This window comes from Nocardia sp. NPDC049935, from assembly GCF_055586645.1.
Map to the genome: position 1 here is coordinate 41,914 of NZ_JBVJHV010000002.1, position 13,932 is coordinate 55,845.

Below are 13,932 nucleotides of genomic sequence, written 5' to 3' on the forward strand. Positions count from 1 at the left end.
GCCCGGAAGCCAACAGGTGAACCGCCGATCCGGGCTCGCGAGCGCCCCGATCGGCTTGTGCGGATCGGACATAGCCGAGGGCCGAAGATGAGAGGAACCCGACAGTGGAAAAAATTCCCCGGAACGGCGTAACGCCGCGGGCACCCGGCACCGATACGACCCATGAAAGCCGGAGCTTATCTATACCGGGGAATGGAGATGACAGTGCGTACGACGTTTCCGACTTCCGTCTCGGCGGCCGCCAAGTCCGCTGCCGCGCGGGATTATGCCCAGCGTGGCTGGACTGTCGCAGAAACGACCAACGGCCTGTGCCTGATCACCGACGAAGACCTGTCCGCCGTCGAGGTCACCGGGGAGTTGGCCGCGTCGGTCCGCCGCTATCTGCGCGCGAACGACCTGACCGGTCCGGTGATCGAGATCCCGGGTGCCGAGCGCCGTGAGATCCACCTGGTCACCGGAATGCGCAAGGCCGCGCGTGCCATCGAGGCGCTGCGGCAGGCGGGTGCGGTCGTCCACACCGACGGCGACGGAATCCCGCTGCCGCCCACCCACCTCTCGGCCGGTTCGGCCAACTGGGGCGTGAGCCCCGACGAGGCCCGCTGGGTACCCCCGGTGGTGGCCCTCGGCGCGGCGGTGCGGTCCTCGCTCGCCCGCCGGCCCCGCCGGCTGACCAGCGTCGCCTGCTGATACCGGCTCCGTCGGATACCGACAGCCAGAAACCCCGGTCCCTGCGGACCGGGGTTTCTCCTTGTCGGTATCCGGGCGATCCGGCCGCGGGCGATCCCGCGGAGTTCTCAGCGGATGCGGAAGATGACCAGCCGCTGCACCACGAAATTGATAACCGTCGCCGTGCCCTGCGCGATCACGTACGCCACCGGAACCCGCCACCACAGGCCCTCGTCGAAAGCGTGGTAGAAAACCCAGTTGATTCCGACCTGGACGGTGAAGGTGACGGCGTACAGGGCGACCACCGCCAGGAACCGGGCCCGGCTGGGCGGGGCGTTGAAGGTCCAGCGCCGGTTCAGCAGATAGGCGGTCGTGGTCCCCGCGATGAAGCCGATCGCCTTGGCGATGTTCACCGGCAGGTCCACCACTTCGAGCAGCAGCAGGTACAGACCGAAATCCACCACCGCCGACAGGGCGCCGGTGGCCACGAACCGCATCAGCTGCGTTTTCAGGCCGATCTGCGTGCTCTCCTGTCCGGGAGTCCCGGACCCGGGCACGGCGGCCACCGGGTCCGCGGGTACATCGGTCGCTTGTGCGGCGTCACCCGGCGCAACCCGGGCGCTCCGGTCTACTGCCTTGCTTTCAGGGGACACCGACCGAAATGTACTTGCCCGGCCCCGGCAGCGGGATCACGGGTGGGTCACGGAGCCCGTATTCGGGAGATCGGAACGAGTTGAACCGGATTCCGCCGATACCTGTAGCCTCTTAGCCGATGTCCACGAAAGCTCCGACCTCGACTCAGGCGTCCGGTACCGAGACCTCGGCAGCCGGTGAACCCGCTACCGGAGGTACCGGGTTCACGCTACCCACCCAGACCCGGACCCTCACCGGTTGGGCGCGCACGGCGGCGACGTCCGCCGAGGTGCTCTCCACGAGTGATCCGGAACTCATCGCCAGGGCCGTGGCCATGGTCGCCGAGGACAACGACGCGAAACCACCGCATCTGCGGCGCGGCGTGATCGCCCGCGGCCTCGGCCGCTCCTACGGCGACAACGCGCAGAACGCGGGCGGTCTGGTCATCGATATGTCCGCGCTGAACAAGATCCACCGCATCGACCAGGACACCCGGTTGGTGGACGTCGACGCGGGCGTGAACCTGGATCAGCTGATGAAGGCCGCGCTGCCCTTCGGCCTGTGGGTCCCGGTGCTCCCGGGCACCCGGCAGGTCACCGTCGGCGGCGCCATCGGCTCCGATATCCACGGTAAGAACCATCACAGCGCCGGCAGCTTCGGCAACCATGTGCGGTCGATCCAGTTGCTCACCGCCGACGGCCAGGTGCAGACCATCGGCCCCAAGAAGAACGCCAAACTGTTCTGGGCCACGATCGGCGGCTGCGGGCTGACCGGCATCATCCTGCGGGCCACCATCGAGATGACCCCCACCGAGACCGCCTACTTCATCGCCGACGGCGATGTCACCCACGGGCTCGACGAGACCATCGCCTTCCACAGCGACGGTACCGAGGACAACTACGAGTACAGCTCCGCCTGGTTCGACGCGCTGAGCCCGATGCCCAAACTGGGCCGGGCGGTGATCTCGCGCGGTTCGCTGGCCAAACTCGACCAGCTGCCCGCGAAACTGCAGAAGAATCCGCTGGGATTCACCGGGAAGACCTATCTCACCTTCCCGGATGTGTTCCCGAACGGCCTGCTCAACAACAAGACCTTCACCCTCGCCACCGAGATCTGGTACCGCAAGGGCGCCACCTACCGGCAGAAGCCGCAGGATCTGACCGCCTTCTACCATCCGCTCGATATGCTCGGCGAATGGAATCGCGCCTACGGCACGCGGGGATTCCTGCAGTACCAGTTCGTGGTCCCGCCGGAGGCGGTCGAGGAGTTCAAGAAGATCCTCATCGATATCCAGGCCAGCGGGCACTATTCGTTCCTCAATGTGTTCAAGCTCTTCGGCGCCGGTAATCAGGCCCCGCTGAGCTTCCCGATCCCCGGCTGGAACGTCTGCCTGGACTTCCCGATCGCGCCGGGGCTCAACGAGTTCGTCACCGAACTGGACCGCCGGGTACTGGAATTCGGCGGCCGGCTCTACACCGGTAAGGATTCGCGGACCACCGCCGAAACCTTCCATCAGATGTATCCCCGGATCGACGAGTGGATCAAGGTACGCCGCAGCGTCGATCCCACAGGCGTTTTCATGTCCGATATGGCGAGAAGGCTGGAGCTTCAGTGATCAACGCGGTAGGCAATCCGCAGTCCATTCTGCTGTTCGGCGGGACCTCGGAAATCGGCCTCGCGATCTGCGCGGAATACCTGAAAAAGGGTCCGGCGCGGGTGATCCTGGCTGTCGTGCCGGGCGATCCGCTGCGCGATACCGCGGTCGCCCAGATGAAGGCCGCCGGCGCGAACCAGGTCGATGTGATCGATTTCGACGCGCTCGATACCGACAGCCACCCGAAGGTCGTCGATCAGGCCTGGGCCGACGGCGATATCGATGTCGCGATCGTGGCGTTCGGCCTGCTCGGCAATGCCGAGGAACTGTGGCAGGACCAGCGCAAAGCGGTGCAGATCGCCCAGATCAACTACACCGCCGCGGTGTCGGTGGGCGTGCTGATCGGCGAGAAGATGAAGGCGCAGGGCTACGGTCGCGTGATCGCGATGTCCTCGGCGGCGGGTGAGCGGGTGCGCCGCTCCAACTTCGTCTACGGCTCCACCAAGGCCGGACTCGACGGTTTCTATCTCGGCCTCGGCGAGGCGCTGCGCCCGCACGGGCCGCGGGTGCTGGTGATCCGCCCGGGTCAGGTCCGCACGACCACCACGGTCGAGCACTGGAAGGCCACCGGCGCCAAGGAAGCGCCGTTCACGGTGGACAAGGAGGAGGTCGCCGCGCTGGCGGTGAACGCCTCGGAGAAGGGCAAGGAGCTCATCTGGGCACCGGGTGCGTTCCGGTACGTGATGATGATCCTGCGCCATATCCCGCGCCCGATCTTCCGCAAGCTGCCCGTCTGATTCACGGCCGCCCGATCGCGCGGCCACCCGAACTTCGAGGGCCGTCGCTCCGGATCACTCCGGTGCGACGGCCCTCGTCGTATTCGGTCTCACCCCCCGCGCACGGTCGCCCGTGGTCGCGGGAGCGGTCACACTCGTGTCATCCGCTGGCCCAGTTCCCGGCGCAGCACCTCCTGAGACGGCAGGCGCCCGAGGACGCGTAATACCGACGGTCGTAGTTCTCGCTGCTCCTCATCGGTGAGCAAGCCGACGAGATCGCGCAGTTCCATATCATCGAAGGCCGAGGTCATGCAGACCAGGGTACGACGCTCGCGCGCATTCGTCATCCGTTCGGGAGTTCCCTCACCTGGAAATAAACCAACATGTGAGGGATGCCACATGATAGACGAGTTTCGATGTAGCACAACCCAGTTCACTGCACGCGGATGGGATCTTCGACCGCGCGACCGCCCGTGACCTCCTCCGAAACGGACAAATCGGCAGGTCGCGCATCCGGCCGGTACGGGGTGTAGCGCTCGAGCGAACCCCAGTCGCGCGCCCAGTCGTCGGACAGGTATGTGGCGGCCGAATCGGCTTCCAGCAGTAGCTCTGTCCAGCCCAGTGGACCGCCGCCGATATGGTCCTGCCACGCGTTGGAGGCATCCGAACCGACCCGGTCGGGCAGGATGCGCCAGCGCGGCACCTCGGCCACCCCGTGACTGTGGTCGAACGGGCGCTGGCAACCGAACGCCAGCCCGACATGCCAGTCCAGCAGCACCGGATCGGTATGGCCGACAACCGAATCCAGTGTGGCCAGCCGGGGCAGGCGCGGCGGGGTGAGCGCCAGCCACTGCCGGCTGGTGATGTCGTTGTCCACCGCGACCACCCGGACGGCGTTCACCTCACGGGGCAACTGGTCCAGCGGCACCCGCAGATTGCGCCACGAGGGATTCGGGCCGATATCCAGCGGGGTCACCGCGCCCAGCACCCGCATGGTGCCGTCCTCGGCGCGGGTCCCGTATTCCACGGTCACATCCTGGCCGTAGGTCATGACTCCATCGGCGTCCACCGATTTGATGCGGCCGGCCGCGGTGAGCGCGAGCACCCGGTAGGCCGGATCGGCCCGCATCTCGTCGGTGAGATCGAGGCGGTACCACTGGGAGGTCAGTGTCGCCTGCCGCTGGTCGCCGGATACGTAGCTGCCGAGCACCGGTGTACGGGCCGGGTCCAGACCGAAAGGCAGTGCCACCGTGGACCCGTTGATCCCCGGCTGCACCGAGGTACCGCCGCCGGTACCGGCGCCGGTGGTGGAGGTGGTCTTGTTCTCGGTATCGGACTCGACGGAGTTCGCCCCGCCGGAGACGGTCTCCTCGGCGTCGGCGGTGAGGTCCTCGGCCACGCCGTCCGGGGTGAAACCGGTGGTGGTCGCGCCGGGTTCGGTGGAGACCAGACCGCCGGCCGGATCGCCGTCGTAGGGGCGCAGCAGCGAATCCGCCGTATTCGTCTCCACCAGAACGTCATCGGCCAGGCCGCACGAATCACCGGCCACCGCGCGGATATTGGATTTCGCGATCGAGTAGGCCGGGTACTGACCGACGGCGGCCTTGGTGAGCGAGGCGATCTCGAACAGCACGAGCAGACCCGCGGCGATGGTGAGCGGCGCCGAGCTCAACGCGCGCCGGCGCGCCCGCGTGCGGGGGCCTTCAGTCCCGACAGGAGGTTTGTACGGGGCCCGGTAGTGCAGCCACAACGCGAGCAGCAGGGCGAGCACGCTGAGCCCGAGGAAAACGGTGGACAGGCCCTTACCCGCCACCAGCGGCGCCTTGTCCCACCACGGCACACCGTAGCTGGATACGTACCACCAGCCGTTGGACCCGGTGAATGTGATGGCCAGCAGGAACAGCACCGCGGCCGCGAACAGCGCCCGATTGCGCGGGGCGCGGATACTGTTGGTACCCACCGCCACCGCGGCCAGGGCGGCCAGGGAGCCCGCCAGACCGGCGTACACACCGAAATGGTGGGTCCACTTGGTGGGGGTGAACATCATCAACAGCAGCGACGCGAACACGATGCCGAGAATGCGCACCGACGGGCCCCGCGAGGTACCCGGAATCCGGCCCTTGCGCAGCACCTGCAGAACACAGACCAGCAGGCAGAGCAGCATCAGCAGCACGCCGAAGCGGCGGGCCAGCGAACCGTCCGGGGAGAGCATCAGCAGCGAATCCCAGCGGGTGCGCTCATCGAACCAGGCCACATTCGGGCCGACGGCGGTACGTACCCGCGTCGCCTCCATCACCGTCGACAGCGTCTGATCGGCGAAGACCACCACCAGCACCAGGGTCCCGGCGGTCAGACCGGGCGCGATCAGGCTCGCGTACCGCCACACCGCGCCCGCCCCGGAACCGCCGCGCGCCCTTTTGACGATGATCTGCAGCACCGGGCGCGAGCCGGCGATGAGAGCCGCGATGCAGATGAGGCCGGTGGGACCGGCCGCCAGCGAGAACGCGGCGATCAGCACCGCGATCGCGGCCGGCAGCAGACGGGCCGTGGCGATGGCCCGTTCGATCGAGCACCAGGTGAGCAGCGCGCCCGCGGCGATCAGCGGCTCCGGGCGCAGGCCGTTGTCGTAGGGCAGCCAGAAGGCCAGGAACACCAGCCCGGCGGTCCACAGCGCCACCTGGTTGCCGCGGACCCGGGCGCCCAGCCGGGGCAGCACCTCACGGCTGATCACCAGCCAGCAGACGATTCCGGCCAGCAGCGTCGGCAGCCGCATCCACGGACTGGAATCCGAGATCCGGGTCATCCACGCCAGCACCTCGTAGGACCAGCCGAACGGCGCCTCCGGGACCCCGAACCAGCGGTAGTAGTTGGCCATATAGCCGGCCTTCTCCGAGGCCCGCGCCATATTCAGGATGTAGCCGTCGTCGGAGGTGTTGGCGCCGATGAAATGCCAGATCACCAGGATCCCGAGCACCGCGCCGTCGACGAGCCGGAACCGCCACCAGTGCGACGGCAGGAACCGGCGGGCGCGGCGGCCGTCGGCGGTGTCCAGCAGATGCAGTGCCAGCAGCGCGATCACCGTGAAGACGGCGGCGCCGACGATCGCCACCGTTTTCAGCACGGTCGGCGACGAGGTGAAGCGGGAGTCGATATCGGCGTGCAACCGGATCCCGGCGAGCCGGTCTTCGGGCAGATCGGTGAAAACACCGACCATCTGCGGCCGGATATCCCGGTCCACCTGGGCCCGGAACGGTGTGCCGTCCGCCCGTGCCCCGCCCGCCAGCTCGGCGGTGGTCGACGCGGCGGTGGAGGTCACCGTGAGCGATTCGCAACCGCCCAGTTCGGCCCGTTCCGCCGACAGCAGCGGAACATCGCGCAGAACCACCGACAGCGTGTCACCGGTGACCGTGACCCGCAGCCCGCGCGCCGAGGACTGGTCCGATTCGTCCGGAACGGTGGTCACCACCGTCCCCTCCGCGGTACCCAGCACCGGGCACGGCACCGTGAGATCCAGGCGCTGCGGCTGGTAGCTCACCAACGGCGCCTCCACACTGGCGGCGCCCGCCTGCGGCCACTCCAGCGCGGTCCGTTCCTGCCGTACCGGCAGGAACGGCGCCAGAATCGCCAGTACGAACCCCAGTAGTCCGGAAACCAGGGCCAGCAGACGGATACGGTTCATCGCTCGGGGAGATCGGTCCGGTCGCACGGGGCGACTCTACTGGGATGGAGCGGCTCCGCCGCTCGAGGGCGGGGCCCTATTAACCCGGTTCTTCACTCCCGGCGGTCGGTCGCTGCGCTCCCTCCCTCTGGTCGCTCCAGAACCGGGCGGGCCCCGCCCGGGCGGGGGCGACCGGTAGGGGAAGGGCGGAGGTGACCGGAGGGGCGGGGCGGTTGCCGGGGGCGGGTGGTGGGGCGAGGGTGGTCGAGCGGGGGGATTCGACGCCGGGCCACCGGGGGGCGGACGGTGTGTGCGTCCGGGCGGTGTTGCCCGGGTTGTGGTGGCCGGTCTTGGCCCGGGGTTCGGGTCAGGTGCGGACTATCAGGGTGAAGGGGCCTATGTCGGTGGTGGTGAAGCGGGGGTCGTCGAACAGGCGGGCGGGGAAGGTGACGGTGTAGCGGCGGACGTTCGGGTCGTTGGGGTAGACGTCGGCGGCCAGGCGCAGGGTGTAGTCGTCGCCGCTGCGGCGGAAGAGGAAGGCGTCGGGGGCCCGCCACTGCGCGGAGTCCAGGGCGGCCAGCAGTTCGTCCGGCGTTTCGAGTTCGCTCCACTGCTCAATGGCCGCGGAGCGCTGCGCGTAATCGGCCAGCGGGTTGGCGTAATGCGAGGTCAGGCCCTGGAATCCGAAGTACGGGTAGTAGGCGAGGAAGGTGGTGTCGCCGGTGAGCAGGACCGTGCCCGCGGGTGCGCGGCCCGTCTGTTCGCGCAGCGCGTCGTCGATGTGGTGGTAGTGCCGCACGGCGGAGGGGTCGCGCTGGTCGGCGCGTACTCCGTCGCCGTCGGTATCGGTATAGGCGGTGGTGATCTCCGGTGCCAGCACATGCGGGATGTCCTGGCAGTAGGCCAGGGCGCCGACGGTCGCCACCACGATGGCCACCCACCGGAACCGCGCGGGCTCGTTCAGCGCCTGGTACACCGCGCGGGCGCCTTCGACGAACCCGAACCCGCCGGCCGCGGCCAACAGCACCAGCAGGACCGGTTCCAGCCGGAACGACAGCAGGGTGGTGCCGGCGGCGGTCGCCAGCATGGACAGCAGCGACCACAGATACACCGCGAGCACGCCGATCCCGAGCGACTGCGCCCGCCGCGAGGAACTCGCCCGAATCACCAGCCAGATCACGCCGACCAGGCACAGCGCGCCGAGCAGCGAGAAATGCGCCATCGGCAACGGCAGTTCGGAACCGGCTTCGGGCAGGTAGTGGAAGGCACCGCCGGACTGCAGTTGCGGGCGGTCCAGCATGCGCAGCAGGAAGGGCAGGAAAACCGGCAGCGCCACCAGCGCGGCAACCACGCCCATCACGATCAACCGCAGCAACGGGGCGCCGAGAGCCCGGCCGATACCGCCGACCGGCTCGTCCGCCGTCCCGGTGCGCACCGCGACCCGGCGCCGGGGCCGGGCGGCGTAGCGGGCCCGGACGCCCAGCCCGGCGGCGACCACCGCCATGAGCACCACGGTGAACACCGCGAACGCGAAGTAGAGGGTGTAGAAGGTGGCGGCCAGACCCAGGAAGAGCCCGGTCCCCAGTACCGCCGCCCAGCCGCCCGCGCTGGGTTCCGCGCCCGGGGCGAGTTCGGCCGGACGGTAGAGGGCGCCCCAGGCCATCACGAGCACCGGCGGGATCAGTATCGCGATCACCGCGCCGTAGGCCTCGGGCGCCGCGTAGGTGACAGCCACGGCGGTGACCGCGCCGGTCACCCCGACCGCCCAGTCCGCCCGGATCAGCCGCGACCACAGCACCAGCGATACCACCGCGGCCACCGCGATCGACCCGATCGCATAGGGCTTGAACACCTCCCAGCCGTCCATACCGAGCGCATTCGCGACCCGGCCGCCCATCCAGAACCAGCCGGCCGGATAGAACGGCGGCAGATCGGCGTAGGTCATATCCCGCAGCGCGGCGCTGTCGGTGAGCCGGGTCAGGTACTCGGTGCGGAATTCCTGATCCACCGAGATCCCGAACAGGTACAGCTTGGTGGCGGCGAGCGGCATGCCCAGGGTCACCGTGACGAACGCCGAGACCCCCGCCCAGGACAGCACTTTCGCCCAGCCGCGGGCCCGCCGCAGCCGCAGCAGCGCGATCGAGGCGGCCACCAGCACCAGAGCGCCCACCTGACCCACCGTGGTCAGTGCGCGCACCACATTCGAGGAGTTGAAGGCGGGCCACTCCACCAGCGAGAACGCGGTCAGTCCGACGGCGACCACCGCCACGGCGACCACCGTGGCAAGTACCGCTTCGCCGATTCCGGCCCCGACCTGACGCACCAACCGCGCGCCGCGACTCGTCGTCATCGGCGTACTTACCTCCGGCTCCGATCCACCTACTGGGCGTCGGTCAGCCTAGTGCAGGAGCGCACCGGGTCCACGACACCGGGGATGGCGGACGCCGGCGCGATCCGCGATCTCCACCGGATCGCGGATCCGCCACCTGCCGTCCGGAAGCCCACCGGCGGATCAGAACACCCGCAGCATCCCCGGATCCCACAGCCCGTTACGGGTCGCGGTCCCGGTCTGCAATCGGGCGGGCACCGCGTCGTAGTACTGGTCGTACCGTTCCAGCGTGCCCCAGTCCCGGCCCCAGTCGTTCTTCAGATAGGTCGGGATGGTGGTGGATTTCGCCAGCATCTGGGAGAAGCCGAGCGGGCCGCCGAACTCCTGGGCCTGCCAGGTGTTGGTAGAGCTCACGGCCAGCGGGCGGTCCGGCAGGACCCGGAACTTCGGCACCTCGGCCACGCCGTTCTCGTGCCGGAACGGACGCTGGCACGGGAACTGCAGACCCACCGCCCAGTCGAGCAGGATCGGCTGTTCCGAACCCAGGTAGTCATTGGCGGTCTCGAGTTTGGGCAGCCGCGGCGGGGTGAACGCCAGCCACTGGTCGCCGATGAGGATCGGATCGTTGGCGACGATCCGGACCGCGTCGGCCTCGGGAGCGATCTCGTCGAGCGGAACCCGCAGGTTGCGCCAGGAGGGGAACGGACCGATATCGCGCGGGAGGTAGGTGCCCAGTGGCGCGACCGAACCGTCCGGCTGCCGCTTGCCGTAGTCGACTGTGAGCGACTGGCCGTACTGCATGGCGCCGGTGTCGTCGTAGGACAGGATGCGCCCGGCCGCGGTGATCACCAGCAGCGGATGGTCCGGCGACCGCTCCGGCAGTTCGTACCAGCTCGAGGTCACATGCGCGGGCTGCTGTACGCCGTCCTGGTAGCTGCCCAGGATCGGGGTGGTGGCCGGGTCCAGGCCGAACGGCAGCGCGACGGTACTGCCGTTCACGCCGAGCGTGCCCTGACCGCCACCGGTTCCGGCGTTCTGGCCTTCGGCGAAGGCCGCGCCCACGGTCTGGTTGGAGGTGTTACCGGTACCCGGTTTCACCTCGACGGCGTCGGCGGACAGATCGTCGGGCACCCCGTTGGGGTCGAAGCCCACCGGGTCGATACCGGCCATCGGATCACCGGGGTTGGTGGGCGGGTTCGCCGGATCGACGATCGGGTTCAACCGGCCGGCGTTGGCGTTCACCTCCACCAGCACATCGTTGGCCAGACCGCAGGTCTGCCCGGTGAGGGCGTCGATATTGCCGCGGCCCAGCGAATACGCCGGATACTGCGAGTAGGCGCCCTTGGCCAGCGACAGCACCTCGAACAGCACCATCGCCGCGGCCACCAGGGTCAGCGGGATGGCGGCGAATTTGCGGACCCGGCGCCCCCGGGCGGTCCGGGTGCTGTTCGGCGGCTTCGCGTAGCCCTCCCGCAGCACATGCCAGGCGACCAGCAGCAGCGCGAGCCCGAACAGGATCAGCGCGCCGGTGTTGGAGGAGAAACCGGCCAGGACCACCCGTTTGTCGAACCACGGAACCCCGTAGCTGGACACGTACCAGTACCCGTTGATCCCGGAGAACGCGAGCGCCAGCGTGAACATCAGGGCCGCCAGGAAGATGGCCCGGTTCTTGCGCGCGCGCAACGCCGAGGCCGAGACCGCCACCGCGGTCACCGCGGCCAGCGAACCCGCGATACCGGCGTAGGCGCCGAAGTGGTGGGTCCACTTGGTCGGGTTGAACATCATGAAGAAGATCGTCCCGAACACCACACCCATCAACCGCCAGGTCGGACCGGCCGCGATACCGGGGACCCGGCGCCGCCGCAGCAGCACCAGCATGGTGGTGAACAGGCACAGCAGCATGGCGAGGAACGCGAACCGGCGTGACAGCGAACCGTCGACGGTTTCGACGAACAGGTAGTAGTAGCGCAGGTAGTCCTCGTACCAGGCCAGGTTGGGCCCGGCCAGCTGCCGCACCCGGTTCGCCTCCTGGATCCCGGCGAAGGTCTGGTCGCTGTAGACCACGGTGAGCACCAGGAACCCGGCCGCGGCCAGCGGCGCCAGCAGTGCCACGGTCCCGTGTTCGCGATGCCGTTTCACGATGATGCGGGTGATGGGCCGGATACCGGCCAGCAGCGCCGCCACACACATGAGACCGGTGGGCGCGGCGGCCAGGGTGAACGCCGCGATCAACACCGCCATGGCGGCCGGCAGCAACCGGGCCGTCGCGATGGCCCGTTCGATGGAGACCCAGGTGAGCAGCGCGCCCAGCGCGACGATCGGCTCCGACCGCAGACCGTTGTCGTAGGGCAGCCAGAACGCCAGGAACACCAGACCGCCGGTCCACAGCGGCACACTGCCGAACCAGGCCCGGGCGCGGGCGCCACGCAGGCCGTTGCCCAGTCGCGGCACCACCTCGCGGCTGATCACCATCCAGCAGAGGATCCCGCAGGCCAGCGCGGGCAGCCGCACCCAGGGGCTGGCGGTGGAGACCTCCGAGAACAGCTGGATCACGTAGTAGTACCAGCCGAACGGCGCCTCCGGGACGCCGTACCAGCGGAAATAGTTGGCCATATAGCCGGCGTCCGGGGCCACCCGGACCATGCTCAGGATGTAGCCGTCATCGGAGGTGTTGGCGCCCAGGAAATGCCAGATCACCAGGGTGCCGATCACGCCGCCGTCGGCGAAGGTGGGTTTGAGCCAGTGCGCGGGCAGGAACCGCCGGTGCCCGCGGCCGTCGCTGGTGTCCAGCCGGGCCAGCGCGATCAGCGACAGCACGGTGCACAGCACCGCGGCGATGATCGCGGTGAGCTTGATCCAGGTCGGGCTGGAGGTGAACCGGGTGTCGATGGTGGATTCCAGGTTCAGCCCGGCCGGGATGCCCCCGGTCATATCGGTGAACACACCGACCATCTGCGGCCGCAGATCGCCGACCAGCTGACCCGCGTTGGGTGTGCCGGCCTCGGTGACCAGACCCTCGAACGCGGCGCTGGTGCGCTCGTTGTCGGAGCTGATGGTGATCGCCGTGCAGTTCGCCATCTCCGCCCGGTCGGCGGTCGCCACCACCGCGTTGCGGTCCACCACATCCACCGAGGTCTCCGAGACGCGTACGAACAACGCCTCGAGCGCGGCCCGGTCGCCCTGCGGCGGCGCGGTGGACAGCAGCATGCCGCCCTGCGGAGGCAGCTGGTTCACCGCCGAACACGGGATGGTCGCGGTGAGATCGAGTGGCACCTGCGACATCAGCGGCGCCTGCACATTGGCCAGAGTGTCGTTCTGCGGCCAGCTCAGCGTCGCGGTCGTCTGTGTGACCGGTAGAAACGGAGTAGCGATCGCGAACAACGCGCCGAGAATGCCGGTGACGATCGCGACGAGGCGCGCGACCCGGAAATCCTTCGGCGCGACCTCGGTCTCCGGCTCCGGTGGCGTCTTCGTCAGTACTGCGGTGGCGACTTCTGGCACGCTGGCATGCTACTTGGGCATCGGGCCTCCGGCCGGATGGTGCCCCCGGCGAGTACCCACTACATCGGAAAACACTCCTGGCGAACAGGGCATAGAAACGGCCGGAACGGGGTAAAGAGGGGCGGCTGGCACAATCGGCCCGGAAACACCCCCTTATGCGTGGGGTATGGCGGCGCTAATGGAAAGGTAGGGGCATGACCAAGGTGAATCTCGACACGAACTACGGAACCATCGGCCTCGAGCTGGACGAGGCGAAGGCGCCGGACACTGTCCGCAATTTCGTCGAATACGTGAAGTCCGGACATTACGACGGCACGATTTTCCACCGCGTGATCCCGGGCTTCATGATCCAGGGCGGCGGCTTCGACGGTCAGATGCAGCAGAAGCCGACCCAGGCGCCCATTCAGAACGAGGCCGCCAACGGCCTCAAGAACAACAAGTACACGGTCGCCATGGCCCGTACGAACGATCCGCATTCGGCGACCGCGCAGTTCTTCGTCAACGTCGCGGACAACGATTTCCTCAACCACACCCAGCCGGCGGGTCAGGGCTGGGGATACGCCGTTTTCGGCGCCGTCACCGACGGCACCGATGTGGTCGACAAGATCGCCGCGGTCTCCACGTCCTCGCAGGGCATGCACCAGGATGTCCCGGAGCAGAACGTGGTGATCGAATCCGCGACGATCACCGGCTGAAGTATCGGCCGATTCCGGCCGGTCCGTGCTCGATCGCGGACCGGACCGGATTCACGCGTCGGTTCGGGTTGTCACGGTGA

General features: G+C 68.4%; 9 protein-coding genes. 4 read left to right on the forward strand and 5 right to left on the reverse strand.

What is annotated here, in order from left to right; all coding sequences use genetic code 11:
- Window positions 1–192: 192 nt before the first annotated feature.
- A complete protein-coding gene (locus ACZ6SF_RS08510; RefSeq protein WP_466061418.1) occupies window positions 193–687 on the forward strand; it encodes a hypothetical protein in 495 nt (164 codons plus the stop codon).
- Between the two features lie 107 nt (window positions 688–794).
- On the opposite strand, the gene ACZ6SF_RS08515 is transcribed toward ACZ6SF_RS08510, so the two are convergent.
- A complete protein-coding gene (locus ACZ6SF_RS08515; RefSeq protein ID WP_466062218.1) occupies window positions 795–1,163 on the reverse strand; it encodes a GtrA family protein in 369 nt (122 codons plus the stop codon).
- A 275-nt stretch (window positions 1,164–1,438) separates the two neighbouring features.
- Here ACZ6SF_RS08515 and ACZ6SF_RS08520 point away from each other — a divergent pair, with 275 nt between their 5' ends.
- Together ACZ6SF_RS08520 and ACZ6SF_RS08525 are read left to right on the forward strand one after the other, a co-directional pair.
- The gene (locus tag ACZ6SF_RS08520) at window positions 1,439–2,914 is read left to right on the forward strand and encodes an FAD-binding oxidoreductase (protein ID WP_466061419.1); all 1,476 of its coding nucleotides are present in this window, start codon (window positions 1,439–1,441) and stop codon (window positions 2,912–2,914) included.
- On the forward strand, window positions 2,911–3,690 hold the full coding sequence (locus ACZ6SF_RS08525; RefSeq protein ID WP_466061420.1) for a decaprenylphospho-beta-D-erythro-pentofuranosid-2-ulose 2-reductase: 780 nt from the start codon (window positions 2,911–2,913) through the stop codon (window positions 3,688–3,690). The genes ACZ6SF_RS08520 and ACZ6SF_RS08525 overlap by 4 nt, the downstream gene beginning before the upstream one ends.
- A 128-nt stretch (window positions 3,691–3,818) precedes the next feature.
- On the opposite strand, the gene ACZ6SF_RS08530 is transcribed toward ACZ6SF_RS08525, so the two are convergent.
- The 4 genes from ACZ6SF_RS08530 to ACZ6SF_RS08545 all read right to left on the reverse strand — a co-directional run bounded on the left by ACZ6SF_RS08530 (window position 3,819) and on the right by ACZ6SF_RS08545 (window position 13,133).
- Window positions 3,819–3,980 carry a hypothetical protein gene (locus tag ACZ6SF_RS08530; protein WP_168165647.1) on the reverse strand — a complete coding sequence of 54 codons (162 nt, stop codon included), beginning with the start codon at window positions 3,978–3,980 and terminating at the stop codon, window positions 3,819–3,821.
- Between the two features lie 122 nt (window positions 3,981–4,102).
- The gene (locus tag ACZ6SF_RS08535; protein WP_466061421.1) at window positions 4,103–7,348 is read right to left on the reverse strand and encodes an arabinosyltransferase domain-containing protein; all 3,246 of its coding nucleotides are present in this window, start codon (window positions 7,346–7,348) and stop codon (window positions 4,103–4,105) included.
- A 346-nt stretch (window positions 7,349–7,694) separates the two neighbouring features.
- Complete coding sequence (locus ACZ6SF_RS08540; protein WP_466061422.1) at window positions 7,695–9,677, reverse strand: galactan 5-O-arabinofuranosyltransferase; 1,983 nt, start codon at window positions 9,675–9,677, stop codon at window positions 7,695–7,697.
- Window positions 9,678–9,839: 162 nt separating this feature from the next.
- Window positions 9,840–13,133: an arabinosyltransferase domain-containing protein gene (locus tag ACZ6SF_RS08545; RefSeq protein ID WP_466062219.1), complete on the reverse strand. Its 3,294-nt coding sequence runs from the start codon at window positions 13,131–13,133 to the stop codon at window positions 9,840–9,842.
- 218 nt (window positions 13,134–13,351) lie between these two features.
- On the opposite strand from ACZ6SF_RS08545, the gene ACZ6SF_RS08550 reads away from it, so the two are divergent.
- Entirely contained in the window at window positions 13,352–13,852 is a 501-nt protein-coding gene (locus tag ACZ6SF_RS08550; RefSeq protein WP_466061423.1) for a peptidylprolyl isomerase, read from the forward strand.
- Window positions 13,853–13,932 lie beyond the last annotated feature (80 nt).

What these genes read in the sequence shown, in the direction of transcription:
- ACZ6SF_RS08510 (WP_466061418.1), top strand. Translation starts at nt 193, where the DNA reads ATGGAGATGACAGTGCGTACGACGTTTCCGACTTCCGTCTCGGCGGCC.
- ACZ6SF_RS08550 (WP_466061423.1), top strand. Translation starts at nt 13,352, where the DNA reads ATGACCAAGGTGAATCTCGACACGAACTACGGAACCATCGGCCTCGAG.
- ACZ6SF_RS08535 (WP_466061421.1), bottom strand. Translation starts at nt 7,348, where the DNA reads ATGAACCGTATCCGTCTGCTGGCCCTGGTTTCCGGACTACTGGGGTTC.
- ACZ6SF_RS08540 (WP_466061422.1), bottom strand. Translation starts at nt 9,677, where the DNA reads ATGACGACGAGTCGCGGCGCGCGGTTGGTGCGTCAGGTCGGGGCCGGA.
- ACZ6SF_RS08515 (WP_466062218.1), bottom strand. Translation starts at nt 1,163, where the DNA reads ATGCGGTTCGTGGCCACCGGCGCCCTGTCGGCGGTGGTGGATTTCGGT.
- ACZ6SF_RS08530 (WP_168165647.1), bottom strand. Translation starts at nt 3,980, where the DNA reads ATGACCTCGGCCTTCGATGATATGGAACTGCGCGATCTCGTCGGCTTG.
- ACZ6SF_RS08520 (WP_466061419.1), top strand. Translation starts at nt 1,439, where the DNA reads ATGTCCACGAAAGCTCCGACCTCGACTCAGGCGTCCGGTACCGAGACC.